This window comes from Rhizobium sp. BK456 (genome assembly GCF_014194045.1).
GTDB classification, from domain to species: domain Bacteria; phylum Pseudomonadota; class Alphaproteobacteria; order Rhizobiales; family Rhizobiaceae; genus Rhizobium; species Rhizobium redzepovicii.
This window is the reverse complement of record NZ_JACIAO010000004.1, coordinates 549,343-564,981: the sequence shown is the minus strand read 5'-3', so window position 1 is coordinate 564,981 and position 15,639 is coordinate 549,343. Positions and strand designations below refer to the sequence as shown.

Below are 15,639 nucleotides of genomic sequence, written 5' to 3'. Positions count from 1 at the left end.
GAGACCGCCGCGATCGCCTCCACCGTTGCAGAGCCGCCTTCGGCAGCCGAGGCAAACGAGGCGGTGCGCACGGTGATCACCTTCCTGGTATCGCTTGCCTGCACCGTCTGGATGGCATTGCCGGCATAGATCGGCCGCTTGAAGGTGTCGGGGCTGACAACCTCGATGATCTCCGAGACCTGGGCGACATCGAGCAGGGCAGCGACGCGCGGCAGCACATTCTTGCCGACCGAGGTGGCGGCAGAGACGATGGTGTCATAAGAGCCGGCCAGCGAGACGATCAGGTCGGCAAGCGGTTCGGCCAGATTGTTGGCAAGCGCGTCGCTTTCGGCCAGCAGCACCTTGGAGACGCCGGCGAGCTTGGCAGCGGCGTCGGCCGCAGTCTTGGCGCCCTTGCCGGCAACGAGGATGTGGATATCGGAGCCGATCTGGCTTGCTGCCGTCAGCGCCTTGGCGGTCTGGTCGGAAAGGTTGACATTGTCGTGGTCGGCCAGAAGAAGAATGGTCATGATGGTGTTCTCTCTTTCCTGCCTTAAAGCACGCCGGCTTCGTTCTTCAGTCTGTCGACCAGTTCGGCGACCGACTTGACCTTGACGCCGGCCTTGCGGCCACTGGGTTCCTCGGTCTTCAGCACCTTCAGCCGCGGCGTGGTGGAGACGCCGAAATCATCAGGCGACTTCTTGTCGAGCGGCTTCTTCTTCGCCTTCATGATGTTCGGCAGCGAGGCATAACGCGGTTCGTTGAGACGCAGATCCGATGTGATTACCGCCGGCAGCTTGACCTCGATGGTCTGCAGGCCGCCATCGACCTCGCGGGTGACCTCAGCCTTGCCGTCGCCGATCTCGATCTTCGAGGCGAAGGTCGCCTGGGCAGACCCCAGAAGTGCGGCCAGCATCTGGCCGGTCTGGTTGCTGTCATCGTCGATCGCCTGCTTGCCGACGATGATCAGACCCGGCTGTTCGGCATCGGCGACACCCTTGAGGATCTTGGCGACCGCCAGTGGTTCGACGGCATCATCGGTCTCGACCAGGATCGCCCGGTCGGCACCCATGGCGAGTGCCGTGCGCAGCGTCTCCTCGGCCTTGGCAGGGCCGATCGACACCACCACCACTTCCTCGGCCTTGCCGGCTTCTTTCAGCCGCAGCGCCTCTTCCACCGAGATCTCGTCGAACGGGTTCATCGACATCTTCACATTGGCAAGCTCGACACCGGAACCATCCGGCTTCACTCGGATCTTCACGTTGTAATCGACGACGCGCTTGACGGGCACGAGAATCTTCATTTGCAAAACCCCTTTATTTCTAGACTGCCGGCCATCAGTGCGGCCGTTCGGCAAGCAGCGCCCAGAAGGCGAAGAGCGGTGTATCCACCGACCTCATGGCATGTTTGATCCCGGGGATATTGTAGAACGATCCGCCGATACCAGGCGAAAACCAGTCCCCTTCCCCTTGCTGAAATTCTCCCTCGGAAAGCACGAGATAAACTTCCTCCGGCGGGTGGTCGTGATCGGGATAGCGCACGTGCGGTGCCAGCAATGTCACACCCAGCCACAGGTCGCTCCGCTCCTCCAATCCTCCCGGGCCGACGATCATGGCATTGGCATGCCCATCGACGAAATTGTCGCCGGCGGTGTGGTCATACTTGGTGCGCCGACGCCATTCAAGCATCGGCTCGATGCCTTTGAACGCCTCGATCAATCGCGACAGCGAAGTATCATAAGAGGGATCAACCGCAAGCGCCACATCAAGCTGAGCGCAGACGGGCAAGCGACTTCCCTCCCCCGCACGCCCGCTCCCGGGCTGCTCCAACGCCGCAAAAAATTGACGGATCGAGCGCCGGGACTCCGGGGCCTTCGCGAACCGATCGAAAGCCAGAGACGCGGCATCCACGAAACGCTGGAGACTTTCCTCGCGTAAACTCATATCGCCCCCCGAAATGAGCGGCCGACGAGCGGCCGCTCCTGCGATCATATATCCTTGGCGATGCGCAGGCCGTCATAAATGGCGGCATGCGTATTGCGCGCAGCGACAGCATCGCCGATCCGGAACAACTGGAACTTGCCCTCGGGATTGCGCATGACGGATTGCGGTTCCCCGGAAAGAAGCTGGTCGTGCGACATCTCGCCGAGATTGCTGGAGCTGGGCTTCAGCTCGAAATAGAGTTCGTCGAGCGGGATCGTGCCGTGATTGACGACGATCTGGTCGAAGCTGCTCTGCTTGGCAATCCCGCCGTAATCGCTGCCGACATGGGCGACGAGTTGGTTGCCGCTCTTCTCGACGGCCTCCAGGCGATAGGTCACGGTGAAGGTGACGTCATGCTTCTGAAGCGAGCGCATATAGGGCACTAGGTTCATGGCCATGACTTCGGGCGCGAAGGACCGGTCCGGCGTCATGATCTCGACCTTGGCGCCGGCCTTGGCGAGAAACTCCGCCGCCTGAAGGCCGGCATGGTCGCCGGCATCGTCGAAGATCAGTACATTGGTGCCTGGCTTCACATCGCCGGAGATGATGTCCCAGGAAGAGACCACTAGCTCGTTGCCGCGCGAGAGAACCTCGGTATGCGGCAAGCCGCCGGTCGCGATGATGACGACGTCGGGGTTCTCGGCTTCAATCGTGTCGGCTTCCGCCCAGCTATTGAAGTGGAAGGTGACGTCGTATTTCTCGCACTGGCTCATGCGCCAGTCGATGATGCTGATCATTTCCCTGCGGCGCTCGCTTTGGGCGGTGAGCCGGATCTGGCCGCCGGCATTGTTCGCCGCTTCGAAGACGACCACCTTATGGCCGCGCTCTCCGGCGACGCGCGCCGCTTCCAGACCGGCCGGGCCGGCGCCGACGATGACGACCTTTTTCCTGGCGTCGGCCTTCGCTACGATATGCGGCATGGTCAGTTCGCGGCCGGTCGCGGCGTTGTGGATGCAGTAGGCGGCCCCGCCCTGGTAGATGCGATCGAGACAGTAATTGGCGCCGACGCAGGGACGGATATCGTCTTCCCGCTTTTCGATGATCTTGCGGACGATATGCGGGTCGGTCATATGGGCGCGGGTCATGCCGACCATATCGACCTTGCCGGCCGCGATTGCGTGGCGGGCGGTGGCGACGTCGGGAATCTTCGCCGCATGGAAGGTCGGGAAGTCGGTCGCGGCCCGGATCTCGCCGGCGAAGTCGAGATGCGGCGAATTCGCCATGCCCTGGATCGGGATGACGTCGGTGAGACCCGCATCGGTATCGATGTGGCCGCGGATCACGTTCAGATAATCGATGAGGCCACTTGCCTTCAGACGCTTGGAGATTTCGATGCCTTCTGCCTTGCCGGTGCCGCCGGGAAGACATTCGTCGGCGGTATAGCGCAGGCCGAGAATGAAATCGTCGCCCACCCTTTTCCGGATCGCCTTGAACACGTCGAAACAGAAGCGCAGGCGATTATCCAGCGAGCCGCCATAGGGGCCATCGAGCTCGTTGGTGAGCGGAGACACGAACTGGTCGATCAGGTGACCGTAAGCCTCAAGTTCGACACCGTCCATGCCGCCCGCCTTCATGCGTTCGGCCGCGTCGGCGAAATCCTTGATGACGCGCTCGATATCCCAATCTTCCATTTTCTTCGGGAAGGCGCGGTGCGAAGCCTCGCGATGATGTGAGGGCGCGAGAACCGGCAGCCAGTCACCCTTATCCCAGCGCGTGCGCCGGCCGAGATGGGTCAGCTGGATCATAATCGCCGCACCCTCTTCGTGCACGGCGTCGGTCATCTCCCTGATCCAGGGAACGATCTCGTCCTTATAGGCAAGCAGGTTGTTGAAGACCGGCGGACTATCCTTGGAGACGGCCGCCGAGCCCGCCGTCATCGTCAAAGCCACCCCGCCCTTTGCCCGCTCCACCGTATAGGCGCGATACTTCTCCTTCGGCATGCCGTCTTCCGGATAGGCCGGCTCGTGGGATGTCACAATGATACGGTTGCGCAACTTCAAATGTTTGAGCTGATAGGGCTGTAGAAGAGGATCATTCGACATGGGTCGTGGTTCCGGATTAAAACATCGAAGGAGACGCTAAGCGCAATGTACATATGTGTCAACGATGAAAACAGTCAGGTCGCTATTTTAGACACTCATGTACATTTTTCTTGTGCACGACTTCATAATTTGATAGGGGATAAAGCATGGATCAGGCTATGAACGACACTGGCTGGCGCGGATCGCAGGAGGGATGGCTGGATGCAGCTTACCACTCCCTGTTGGAATCCGGCGTGGATTCGGTGAAGATTCTGCCGCTGGCGAAAAAACTCAATCTCTCGCGCACGAGCTTCTACTGGTTCTTCAAGGATCGGGAGGAGCTGTTGAGCGCGCTCGTAGCGCTATGGCGCGACAAAAACACCGGCAACATCGTCAAGCGGTCCGAAGCCTATGCGGAATCGCTGGCCGAGGCGATGCTCAACGTCTTCGATTGCTGGCTCGACAACGATCTGTTCGACGCGAAGTTCGAATTTGCCGTGCGCAGCTGGGCGCTGCAATCCGACGAGCTTCTCGCCGAGGTCCAGCAGGCTGATCAGCTCCGGCTGGAGGCGCTGAAACGCATGTTCATGCGGTTCGGGTTACCAGAAACGACATCGGATGTCAGAGCGCGCACAACGTACCTTGTCCAGATCGGATATATTTCCATGCAATCAAGGGAGGAACTCGCCGTCCGCATGAAACGGATTCCGGAATATATTGCGATCTACACGGGCGAAGTGCCGCAGCAGAGGGAGCTTGATCGCTTCTTCTCCCGGCATGCCTACAGGCCCGGTTAAAGGAGGCCCGGATGAGCGTTTCCTTGAGGATCGGCATAATTGGCGGCGGCGGCTGGCTGGGCGGAGCAATCGCCGGCTCGATTGTCGATGCCGGCCTGATCGAGCCTGGAAATCTCTCGCTCTCCTATCGCAGTCAGCAGCCGGATCGCTTCTCGAATTCTTTCTGGACCTCCGACAATCAGGCGCTTGCCGACCGCTCGGACGTGATCCTTCTCTCCGTCCGGCCCGATGACTGGCGGACCCTTGACGTCGATGCCGGCGGCAAGCTCATCATTTCGGTCATGGCGGGCATCGGCCTTGCCGCCCTTTCGCAACGCCACAAGACCGGTCGTGTTGTCCGCGCCTTGCCGAATGCCGGTGCCGAAGTGGCCAAGTCCTATACGCCGTGGATTGCTGCGGGCGACATTACGGAAGGCGACCGCGCCGTCGTCCGCGCCATTTTCGACGCCTGCGGCTCACAAGACGAGGTCGCACGCGAAAGCGACATCGATTACCTCACAGGCCTTTCCGGTTCCGGACCGGCGTTCCCGGCGCTGCTTGCGGCCGCCATGATGAGCGATGCCGTCGCACACGGTCTGCCGGCCGAGATTGCGCGCCGCGCCGTCAATACGGTGATATCGGGCGCCGGCCGCCTTTTGGAGCGCCGCGACGAGAGCCCGGATGACGTCGTTCAAACCTTTCTTGACTATCGCGGCACGACTGCGGCGGCCATCGACAGCATGCGCGCTGCGGGATTCGACGCTTCGGTTGCCACGGGATTGTCGGCAGCATTTCAGAAATCGGTGAGTATGGGAAAGGTTTCCTGACGACCGTTGGGGCGGGCACTGCGGCACCCCGCTCGACGAGACAAGCCGCTAAACAGAGGGAACGAGAATGAAAAAATTACTTGCATCGACGTGTTTGACGTTCGGCCTGATCGGCGGCGCGTCATTCGCCAGCGCCGCCGAATGCGGCAGCGTCACCATCGCCAGCATGAACTGGCAGAGCGCCGAAGTTCTCTCCAACCTGGACAAGTTCATTCTGAACGAAGGCTATGGCTGCAGTGCTGACATCACCGTCGGCGACACGGTCCCGACGATCACTTCCATGGCCGAAAAGGGCCAGCCGGACATCGCGCCCGAAGCCTGGATTGATCTGCTGCCCGACGTCGTCAAGAAGGGCACGGAAGAAGGCCGCATCGTCCAGGTCGGCTCGCCGCTGCCGGATGGCGGCGTGCAGGGCTGGTGGATCCCCAAATATGTCGCCGATGCTCATCCCGATATCAAGACGATCGGCGACGTGCTGAAGCATCCGGAACTCTTCCCCGATCCCGAGGATCCGAAGAAGGGCGCCATCTTCAACGGTCCGCAGGGCTGGGGCGGCACGGTCGTCACCTCACAGCTCTACAAGGGCTTTGAGGCTGAGAAGGCCGGCTTCACCCTCGTCGACACCGGCTCTGCCGCCGGCCTCGACGGTTCGATCGCCAAGGCCTACGAACGCAAGGAAGGCTGGGCCGGCTATTACTGGGCACCGACCGCGCTGCTCGGCAAGTATCAGATGGTCAAGCTCGAAGCCGGCGTGCCGGAGGATTCCGCCGAATGGAAGCGCTGCATCACCGTCGCCGACTGCCCCGACCCGAAGCCCGCTTCGTGGCCGGTCGATCACGTCGTCACCCTGGTTGCCAAGCCCTTCTCGGAAAAGGTCGGGCCTGAAGTCATGGACTATCTGGCGAAGCGCTCCTGGAGCAACGACACGGTCAACAAGCTGATGTCGTGGATGACCGACAACCAGGCGACCGGCGAAGACGGCGCCAAGCACTTCCTGAAGGAAAACAAGGACATCTGGTCCAAGTGGGTTTCGCCGGAGGCAGCCACGAAGATCGAAGCTGCCCTTTAACACTGACTATCGCGGTGCGCCGAAAGCGCACCGCTTCTCACTCGCCGATAAAAACAAAAAGACGGCCGCGGCTCTTTGAAGAAAAGGGGAACCGAATGGAATGGTTTTACAAATTCCCGCATATGGACGACGACGCGCTTCGCAATCTGAAGAAGGCGATCGATGACGGCTTTCGCGGATTCACCCGCGCCTATGGCGACGGCATCGAAACCCTGTTCGTGCCACTGCAGCATTTCCTGATTGCCGCCGAGCGGTTCATGACGCAGACGCCGTGGCCGATCATCACCCTGATCGTCCTTGCCATCGCCTGGTTTGCCAGCCGCAGCCTGAAGATCGTCTTCGGCTGTCTGGTGACGCTGATGCTGATCGGCTATTTCGACATGTGGGACGATACGATGCGGACGGTCTCGATGATCTTCGTCTGCACCATTCTATCCATCGCCATCGGCATTCCGATGGGCATCCTGATGGCCCGCTCCGACCGGCTGCAGCGCGTCATCAATCCGATCCTCGACGTCATGCAGACGATGCCGAGCTTCGTCTACCTCATCCCGGTCGTCATGCTGCTCGGCATCGGCAAGGTGCCCGGCCTGATCGCCGTCGTCATCTACGCCATCCCGCCGATGATCCGCCTGACCGATCTCGGCATCCGCCTCGTCGACAAGGACGTGCTCGAAGCCGCCGACGCCTTCGGCACATCGCGATCGCAGAAGCTGTTCAAGGTGCAGCTGCCGCTGGCGCTGCCCACCATCATGGCCGGCATCAACCAGACGATCATGATGGCGCTCGCCATGGTGGTCATCGCCTCCATGATCGGCGTTCAGGGCCTCGGCCAGCCGGTGCTCAAGGCGATCGCCAACCAGTATTTCACGCTGGGTATCTTCAATGGTCTTGCCATCGTGGGCATCGCCATCATCTTCGACCGAGTCAGCCAGGCATATGGCAAAAGGCTCCAGAAGCATCGGGAGACCGTCCATGGCTGAGCATCGTTTCGGCGGCATTAAGATCCGCCATCTCTACAAGATCTTCGGCCCCAACCCCGCCGCGCATGTCGATGCGGTGCAGAAGGGACTGTCGAAGACCGAGCTCAACGAAAAGCACGGTCATGTGCTCGGCCTCAGGGACATCAATGTCGAGATCCCCTCTGGCCGCATCCAGGTCGTCATGGGTCTGTCGGGTTCGGGCAAATCGACGCTGATCCGCCACATCAACCGGCTGATCGACCCGACCGCCGGCGAAGTGCTGGTCGACGGCGTCGATGTCGTGAAGATGAACGAGACCGAATTGCGGGCGTTTCGCCGCCACCAGACGGCGATGGTGTTTCAGAAGTTCGCGCTTCTGCCGCACCGCAATGTGCTCGACAACACCATCTTCGGCCTCGAAGTGCAGGGCATGGAGCGGGCAAAAGCCGTCGACATCGCCATGCGCTGGCTCGAACGGGTCGGGCTGAAGGGCTTCGAGCAGCGCTATCCCAACCAGCTCTCCGGCGGCATGCAGCAGCGCGTCGGCCTGGCCAGAGCGCTCTCCAACGACGCCCCGGTGCTTCTGATGGACGAAGCCTATTCGGCGCTCGATCCGTTGATTCGCACCGACATGCAGACAGTGCTTCTCGATATCCAGAAGGAGATAAAGAAGACCATCGTCTTCATCACCCACGATCTCGACGAGGCACTGCGTCTCGGCGACCAGATCGCCATCCTGCGCGACGGCGAAGTCATCCAGCAGGGCACCAGCCAGGACATCGTCCTGCGCCCGGCAGACGACTACATCGCCAACTTCGTCAAGGAGGTCAATCGCGGCAGGGTCATCCACGTCGAAGCCGTCATGACGCCGCTGCACTCCGGTGCGGCGCCGGTTGGACTGGCGATTGTGGCGGGAACGACCGTCGAAGAAGCCGTCCGGATCCTGTCATCGGCGCCAGAGGGCGACGCCAGGGTAGTTTCGCCTTCCGGAGAAACCTTAGGGCTCGTCACTTTCCGCCAGCTCGCAAGCGCGATGGTGAACTCACAAGAGATGGCTCCCCAGCGCGACAGCGCCCTGTCGGTCGCCCTCTGAAACTGCCAATGCGGCCGTCTTTCCGTTTCGCTGGCGACACCAAGCACGTCGCCATCTCCGGAAAGCCGGCCGTCGCAGGACCTTGAAGAGGCTTGAAATGGCTTCTTGATGCCTGATCGATCACAACACCGGCTGGGCGAGGAATTGCGCTCGCGGGGTACCGATGTCATCGAAACCCGAGACTGCGCCGCCCCGCGCCAAGCGCCCCATGCCTTCTATGAGTGTAGGCGGGCTGCATTGGAGCTGTGACGCCGGAGTCTTCCCGCTTGCTGCTTAAGCAAGCTCTCCTGTGTGCCAAACGAGACCTTCAAGATCTCTATCCACCTTGCGCAAGCCGCGGCGCGAACACGCCTCCAGCCAGCGCTTTCTTATACATTTTGCGCAAAAGCAGTCCAGACTGCGTCGCGAAAAGCCGCTTGGCCGACTTTATCGGCGGCCGACAATTGCTCGATGGCCACGGAGCAATAAGATGTTTGTCGACCAAGGCCATGATGGTCAGCGGTCCTCAAGCCAAGCCCGTTCATCCATCACCCCCAAAACGGATGGAAGGGATCATACATACGCACCCCATCCCGTGCGTATGCCAGCATGCCTGTCTGCCTGCCGAAGGCTATTAAGCGGTCCACTATAGAACCTTCGGCAGGCGACTGCGCAGATCCCTGAGTGGGATATTCTCCACAGCTTCAGTCATGATGCGTGTCTCGGCAAGATCGCCGCGTTGAGCCTTTCGTGGCCTCACGGATACACTCCATAAAATTACCCCGCTGCGTAATCGTTTCACCACCGATAGCCGGCGGCGTGACGGCTTGCCTATTGTTCCCATGTCTGCCAGTTCCGGCCCTTAAGCTGCAAAAACCAAGTGGATGGGAACTGTCGATAATGCGTTCAACAGGTTGGATTGTTTGACGTCTGCCACGTCCGAGTTCGGCCGGTATCGGCTTGTGCAAGGCGCTGATCTCGCTGCCGATACCGTGCGGAGATCCACCTGCTCGGCCAAGGCCTGCTGCGCTCCAACCCCCGATAAGCTAGAATATAGGCAAGCCTCGCCCAATCCGCGGCGATCGATGACGACCGGCATGACGGATAGAGGTACGCACATTCATCCGTCAGCAGGGATCGCGCGTCGCGCCGGGATCCGCAAGCAGTTGGGAAGGGCAGGTCAACGCAGCCACACTGAACAATGGGAGCAGCATGTCCGACAATAGCCCTGCGCCATTCTCGTTCCGGTTTCGGGGTTCGTCCTTCGACAACATGGTCGAAACGCTCGGCGGGGCCTTCGGCGCCTTCGATGCCGAGCCTGTCGGCCGCGCCCAGGACTTCCACTGGGGGTTGGATTTCTCCGCAAATGACAGCGCTGTCCTTCTAACCGGCTATCACGCTGCGGAGTTTCAGTTCAACATCGAGCCGACAGTCGATACGGCGGAATATCTGTCGATTGTCGTACCGCGCAGCGGCGGCATGGGAGTGGCTTACGGGTCCCGCGTCGCCGAGGCGGGGGAAGGAAAACTGCTTCTCTATAACAATTTCGAACCAGATAGTGTCCTCATGTACGGCCAGTCGAATGTCATCGACGAATTGCTGATCAACTGGTCGGTGATCCTGCAGACGATCGGCCAGACGTTCGAAATGCCGTTCAGCGGCTCTCTCGATCTATTGCCCGAACTGGATCTGTCGACGCCGGTCGGCCGGACGATCGGCAACCTGACGGAGACGATCGCCATCGGCATGCGCGACAACGGCCCCTTGCTGCAGTCACCGATCGCCATGGCGCATATGACGCAGGCGCTGGCCGATCTTGTCGTGCGCATGGTTCCGAACCGGCTGTCGCATTTCCTCGACAAGGGGCCTGCGCTCATCGCTCCCCGGCACGTGCGCAAGGCGATCGAATACATGCAGGCCAATATCGATCAGCCGATCACCATGCCGAAGGTCGCCGAGGCGGCCGGCGTCTCCAGCCGGGCGCTCGAAACCGGCTTCCGCGCCTTCAGGGGCACCTCTCCCGCCGTCTATCTGTTGACGCTTCGCTTGCGCGCGGCGCGGCAGGAGCTGCTCGACCCCGAGAGCAAGGAGAGCATGAAAGGGATCTGTCTCAAATGGGGCTTCTTTCATTTCGGCCGGTTTTCCGCAGTCTACAAATCGACCTACGGCGAATACCCTTCCGACACCCGGAAGCGCGTCTGCCGTTTGTAGCCGCCGGGGTTAAAGCATGTCCCGCAAAAATGTGCTGCGGTTTTGCGGTAAAGACATGCGGAAAAACAAAGACCAAGCGAATCTGAAAGATCGCGACGCGCTTTAGGACGCGGAAGCCGGCGGCAATGTGTAGTGCACTCTCATCGTCCTCGGATCCCGCTTGACGATCTCAAGGACCCCCTCCCTCGCCGCCAGATCGTTCAGTTCCCGCAGAACGAGGGAATGGGCAATCCCGAGCTTGCGTGCAAAGGCGCGGCTGTCGCGCGCGATCCCGAGTTCGGCGGCGACGAGGAGGCCCGCCTGTATGGATGTCAGGCGGATGTCCCCGGCTTGCGCCGCAGCGACAAGGGCGAAAAATCGATAGGCGTCGGATAGCTCATTGTTCACGCGGCGTTTCGCCCGCGCAAGGACACCATGATCGATTTCGAGGTGGGCGTATCGCTTTCCTTGCCGGCGCTGCCAAGCGGCACCAGCACGTTCAGCTCGGGATAATAACCGGCGATGCTGCCCCTCGGAATGTCATAGGGCACCAGGCGAAAATTCCCGGCAATGCGCTCGATGCCGTCATGATGCTCGCCGACCACGTCGATGCGGTCACCGGCCTCGGCATTCATCGCCTTCAGGTCGGCCGGATGAATAAAAATGACCTGCCGCTCTCCGTAGACGCCGCGATATCGGTCATCCAGACCATAGACCGTCGTATTGTATTGATCGTGCGACCGGAATGTCTGCAGGGCGAAACGACGTCCCTCGCCCTTTCGCGCCCTCTGATGGACCGTCTCCGCGGGAAGCCCCTCCGACGAGAACGACGCTTTGCCTGCCGATGTGTCCCACTCCCGATGGCTTGCTGCGTTGCGCAGGTGGAAACCGCGGGGCTTGCGCAGGCGCTTATTGTAGTTTTCGAAACCGGGAATGGTCGCCTCGATGTGATCGCGGATGCGGTCGTGGTCGTCGGCGAGCTCTGCCCAGTCAACCACGGCGGAGCCGACCGTCGCCTGTGCAATGCCAGCGATGATGGCCACTTCCGAGAGGAGATGCGGCGAGGCCGGGCGATTGATACCGGCAGAACCATGCACCATGCTCATCGAATCCTCGACGCTCACGAGTTGGGAGTTGCCCGCCGCGTTCAGATCCATCTCGGTGCGCCCGAGGCACGGCAGGATGAAGGCCGTCTCGCCAGGCATGAGATGCGAATGATTGGGTTTGGTTGCGATGTGCACCGTCAGCTTCAGCCGCCGCAGCGCCCTTTCAACGAGTGCACTGTCAGGCGTGGCGCGGGCGAAATTGCCGCCAAGTCCGATGAAGGCTTCGGCAGAGCCGTCGAGCATCGCGCCGATCGCCGCAAGGACATTGTGGCCATGTTCGCGAGGAACGGTGAAGCGGAAGTGTTTTTCCAGCGCATCGAGGAAATCCTCCGGTGGCTTTTCGTTGATGCCGACGGTGCGGTCACCCTGCACGTTGGAATGGCCGCGAACCGGGCAAAGGCCGGCACCCGGCCGGCCGATATTGCCGCGCAGGAACATGAAATTGGCGATCTCGCGGATCGTCGCAACGGAATGCAGATGCTGCGTCACGCCCATCGCCCAAGTGCAGATGACCCGCTCGGCGTTGATATAGACATCGGCCGCCCGCTCGATCTCCTCCCGGCTCAGTCCCGACTGGTCCTCGATCTCAGCCCAGCTCGTCGCCTCGACCGCTGTCCGATACGCCTGAAAATCCGCGCAGTGTTCCGTGAGAAATGCGTGATCGAGAACGGCGGGTTGGCCAGCGGCGGCCGCTCTGTCTTCTCTAGCCAGCACGGCCTTGGCCATTCCGCGCACCGCAGCCATGTCGCCGCCGAGCTGCGGCTGCAGATAAAGGCTGGCGATATCGGTCGAACCGCCGCGCAGCATCTCGATCTTGTCCTGCGGATCGGAGAAGCGCTCCAGGCCGCGCTCGCGGATCGGGTTGAAGACGACGACGCGCGCGCCGCGGATCGCCGCACGACGCAAGTCTCCGAGCATTCTCGGATGGTTGGTGCCAGGGTTCTGCCCGATCACGAAGATCGCGTCGGCCTCTTCGAAATCCTCCAGAAGCACCGTGCCCTTGCCGACGCCGACGGCCTGGCGCATGGCGATACCGCTTGCTTCGTGGCACATGTTGGAGCAATCGGGAAAATTGTTGGTGCCGTAGACGCGCACGAACAGCTGATACAGGAAGGCGGCTTCGTTGCTCGCCCGACCCGAAGTGTAAAACTCCGCCCGGTTGGGGGTATCGAGACCCTTCAGGATGCCGCCGATCTCGGTAAAGGCATCCTGCCACGAAACTGGCAGATAACGGTCGCTCGCCGCATCGTAGCGCATCGGATGCGTCAGGCGGCCGTTGAGTTCAAGTTCATAATCCGTCAGCCGACGAAGCTCAGACACCGTATTCTTGGCGAAGAAGGCGGGCGTTGCCCGCTTCTCCGTCGCCTCCCAGGCCACCGCCTTCACGCCGTTTTCGCAGAACTCGAACGACGATCCGTGTTCCGGATCGCCCCAGGCGCAGCCCGGGCAATCGAAACCATCAGGCTGGTTCGCCTTCAGCATGGTGCGCGCACCCGAGATGGGCATGCCGCTTTGCAGCAATTGCTTGCCGCAGCTCTTCAAAGCGCCCCAGCCGCCGGCGGCCGCCGATTTCTTACCAATGAATTTTGAGTCCATGCGCCCTTATTGTCGAAGCGCGAAAAACATCAAGGCGGCAGGCGCGATGGCTTGATAGAAAAAACCTATCGAAGAAAGATCTCGACTTAACCGGCTTCCTTCATCGCATGCCGTTCGCCGTTGGGCGAATGGGCCAGAATGCGATTGCGGCCTTGGGTCTTGGCGTCATAGAGCGCCGCGTCGGCCTCGGTCAGCAGGCGGTTCGGGTTGGTCCGCAGAACGGCTCCGGTCGCACAGGAGATGCCGATGCTTGCCGTCACCCGGGCGAATTCGCTGCCGGAATGGGCGATATTCTCCTGGGCCAGGCGCCGCGCGAATTGCTCGGCGACGATCATTGCGCCTTTGGCGCTGGTGTCGGGCAGGAACACTACGAACTCCTCGCCGCCGTAACGGGCGACAATGTCTGCCGGCCGACTGACGGATTGGCGCAGACACTTGCTGACGACCCGCAGGCATTGGTCTCCGGCAGGATGACCATAGGTGTCATTATAGGCCTTGAAGCGGTCGATATCGACCATCAGCAGGCTGAACGGCGTGTTTCTCCTGGCGCTACCCGCAGTCTCGCGAGCGAAAGCTTCGTCGAAGGCGCGGCGGTTGACCATGCCAGTGAGGCCGTCGGTTTCAGCAAGGCTCTTCAGCTGCTCCGCCGACAGCCTGAGTGCGATTTCCGCCTGTTTCGTCGCCGTAATGTCGGAGACGACCGCCATCGCCGTGCCGTCTTCCGCAAGCCTTGTCCGGATGCTGCGCCAGTCGCCGTTATGAAGCTGAACCTCTTCATCCTTGTTGCTGTGCAGCGAGGCGGTGGCAGCCTTGATCCACCCGTCCACATCATCGGGAATACCAGGCCGCTCGCCGGTTTCGACGACACGACGCAGGATGTCACTGATATGAGCGCCGACCACGCGGGCCTCTCCGGAGAGCGGGAACGCATTGCGATACTGCTCGTTGCAAAAAAGGATAAAGCCCTTGCTGTCATACATGGCGATGCCATCGGACATACCGGCCATCGCATGCGAGAGCAGGTTCTTGCTTTCGCGCAATTCCCGCTCCAGGGCGGTGCGCTCGGTAACATCGCGCGTGACGCCCGCAAGGCCGATCACCCGCCCCTGCTTGTCCCGCAGCGGCACTTTGGAGGCGAGCAGGAATCTGCCTTCGATATGCTCGGTAGAATCGATCAGCGGCACCCCGGTGTCTATGACCTGCTGCTCGAGATAATATAATTCCTCGGCGAGCGGCCGCGACATCAGATTGAAATCCGACAATCCGATCATCTCCGCCGTGGTCCGGAAGCGGAAGAGGCGGGTCATGTTTTCATTGACGGTGATGAACCTGCTGTTTCGATCCTTCACATAGAGATAATCGGGCGACTGCGAAAATGCGGTCACCAATATGCTTCGCTCCAGCTCCCATTGCTGTGTCTTCAGCAGAACGAAACCACCCAGAACAGTCGCGAGACAATTCAATGCCGTCAGGGGGAAACCGACGCCGGCGAGCACATGGGCATTCACCAAGGTGGGAAGCAGGGCCATCGACAGGACCAATGCAACGCCAAGGGCAAGGCTTAGCAACGCAACGTCCTTAAGCTCCGGCGATCTCTTGCGGGTCCAGAAATGACCGGCCAAGCCAATGCCGGTGGCGATGGCCATGGTGATAATCCCGTCGACCATCGCTGTGCCGCCGACGACAAAACGAAAGGCCATCGCCAACGCCGCGGCAAAGGCCGCCGCGATCGGCCCCCCGAACATGCCGGCCAATGCAAGCGGCGAAAAACGCAGGTCGATATAGATGCCGGGGTGGAATTCAACGGCCAGCAATATGGATCCGATGGAGGCGCCGCCGGCTATGATCCCGAAGGCGACTTTTTCCTGCCTGAAGGACCGGCGCTGAAACTCAATCGAAAAAAGCGCCCAGAGCGAAATTGCCAGGCACACGAAGGAAAGGTTGCCACCGAATTGCGTCCAATTGCCATTCACCGCGCTGTATCCACCTTCCACGACATGTAACGAACTCATCATAGGCGAAACTGGTTTGAGCTTGGTTAAACCGATCTTATGGAGCG

At 60.8% G+C, this 15,639-nt stretch carries 12 protein-coding genes and 1 pseudogene; 6 read left to right on the top strand and 7 right to left on the bottom strand.

Going from position 1 to position 15,639, the window contains the following annotated elements; genetic code table 11:
• The 4 genes and pseudogenes from FHX03_RS15410 to FHX03_RS15395 form a co-directional block, all read right to left on the bottom strand.
• A pseudogene (locus tag FHX03_RS15410) lies at positions 1-509 on the bottom strand (electron transfer flavoprotein subunit alpha/FixB family protein); the annotation flags it as partial.
• Positions 510-532: 23 nt separating this feature from the next.
• Positions 533-1,282, bottom strand: a complete 750-nt coding sequence (locus FHX03_RS15405) for an electron transfer flavoprotein subunit beta/FixA family protein (RefSeq protein ID WP_183854391.1) — start codon at positions 1,280-1,282, stop codon at positions 533-535.
• Positions 1,283-1,316: 34 nt separating this feature from the next.
• On the bottom strand, positions 1,317-1,922 hold the full coding sequence (locus FHX03_RS15400; protein ID WP_097629900.1) for a dimethylsulfoniopropionate lyase: 606 nt from the start codon (positions 1,920-1,922) through the stop codon (positions 1,317-1,319).
• 44 nt (positions 1,923-1,966) lie between these two features.
• A complete protein-coding gene (locus tag FHX03_RS15395) occupies positions 1,967-4,003 on the bottom strand; it encodes an NADH:flavin oxidoreductase (protein WP_097629901.1) in 2,037 nt (678 codons plus the stop codon).
• A gap of 146 nt (positions 4,004-4,149) precedes the next feature.
• Between FHX03_RS15395 and FHX03_RS15390 the strand changes: the two genes are divergently transcribed.
• The 6 genes from FHX03_RS15390 (at position 4,150) to FHX03_RS15365 (ending at position 10,899) form a co-directional block, all read left to right on the top strand.
• A complete protein-coding gene (locus tag FHX03_RS15390; protein WP_097629902.1) occupies positions 4,150-4,779 on the top strand; it encodes a TetR/AcrR family transcriptional regulator in 630 nt (209 codons plus the stop codon).
• An 11-nt stretch (positions 4,780-4,790) separates the two neighbouring features.
• Positions 4,791-5,585, top strand: a complete 795-nt coding sequence (locus tag FHX03_RS15385) for a pyrroline-5-carboxylate reductase family protein (RefSeq protein WP_183854390.1) — start codon at positions 4,791-4,793, stop codon at positions 5,583-5,585.
• A gap of 67 nt (positions 5,586-5,652) precedes the next feature.
• Positions 5,653-6,654: an ABC transporter substrate-binding protein gene (locus FHX03_RS15380; RefSeq protein ID WP_054183824.1), complete on the top strand. Its 1,002-nt coding sequence runs from the start codon at positions 5,653-5,655 to the stop codon at positions 6,652-6,654.
• A 95-nt stretch (positions 6,655-6,749) separates the two neighbouring features.
• Positions 6,750-7,637 (top strand): ABC transporter permease, encoded by an 888-nt coding sequence (locus tag FHX03_RS15375; RefSeq protein WP_003592380.1) that lies wholly within the window; start codon positions 6,750-6,752, stop codon positions 7,635-7,637.
• On the top strand, positions 7,630-8,709 hold the full coding sequence (locus tag FHX03_RS15370; RefSeq protein ID WP_097629904.1) for a glycine betaine/L-proline ABC transporter ATP-binding protein: 1,080 nt from the start codon (positions 7,630-7,632) through the stop codon (positions 8,707-8,709). Before FHX03_RS15375 ends, FHX03_RS15370 begins: the two co-directional genes overlap by 8 nt.
• A 1,191-nt stretch (positions 8,710-9,900) precedes the next feature.
• The gene (locus FHX03_RS15365; RefSeq protein WP_183854388.1) at positions 9,901-10,899 is read left to right on the top strand and encodes an AraC family transcriptional regulator; all 999 of its coding nucleotides are present in this window, start codon (positions 9,901-9,903) and stop codon (positions 10,897-10,899) included.
• Positions 10,900-11,001: 102 nt separating this feature from the next.
• Here the strand turns inward: FHX03_RS15365 and FHX03_RS15360 are convergent, their stop codons facing one another.
• The 3 genes from FHX03_RS15360 to FHX03_RS15350 form a co-directional block, all read right to left on the bottom strand.
• Positions 11,002-11,286: a hypothetical protein gene (locus FHX03_RS15360; protein WP_183854386.1), complete on the bottom strand. Its 285-nt coding sequence runs from the start codon at positions 11,284-11,286 to the stop codon at positions 11,002-11,004.
• Positions 11,283-13,580 carry an FdhF/YdeP family oxidoreductase gene (locus FHX03_RS15355; protein WP_183854384.1) on the bottom strand — a complete coding sequence of 766 codons (2,298 nt, stop codon included), beginning with the start codon at positions 13,578-13,580 and terminating at the stop codon, positions 11,283-11,285. The genes FHX03_RS15360 and FHX03_RS15355 overlap by 4 nt, the downstream gene beginning before the upstream one ends.
• Before the next feature lie 86 nt (positions 13,581-13,666).
• Positions 13,667-15,595, bottom strand: a complete 1,929-nt coding sequence (locus FHX03_RS15350; protein WP_183854382.1) for a diguanylate cyclase — start codon at positions 15,593-15,595, stop codon at positions 13,667-13,669.
• Positions 15,596-15,639: the final 44 nt, after the last annotated feature.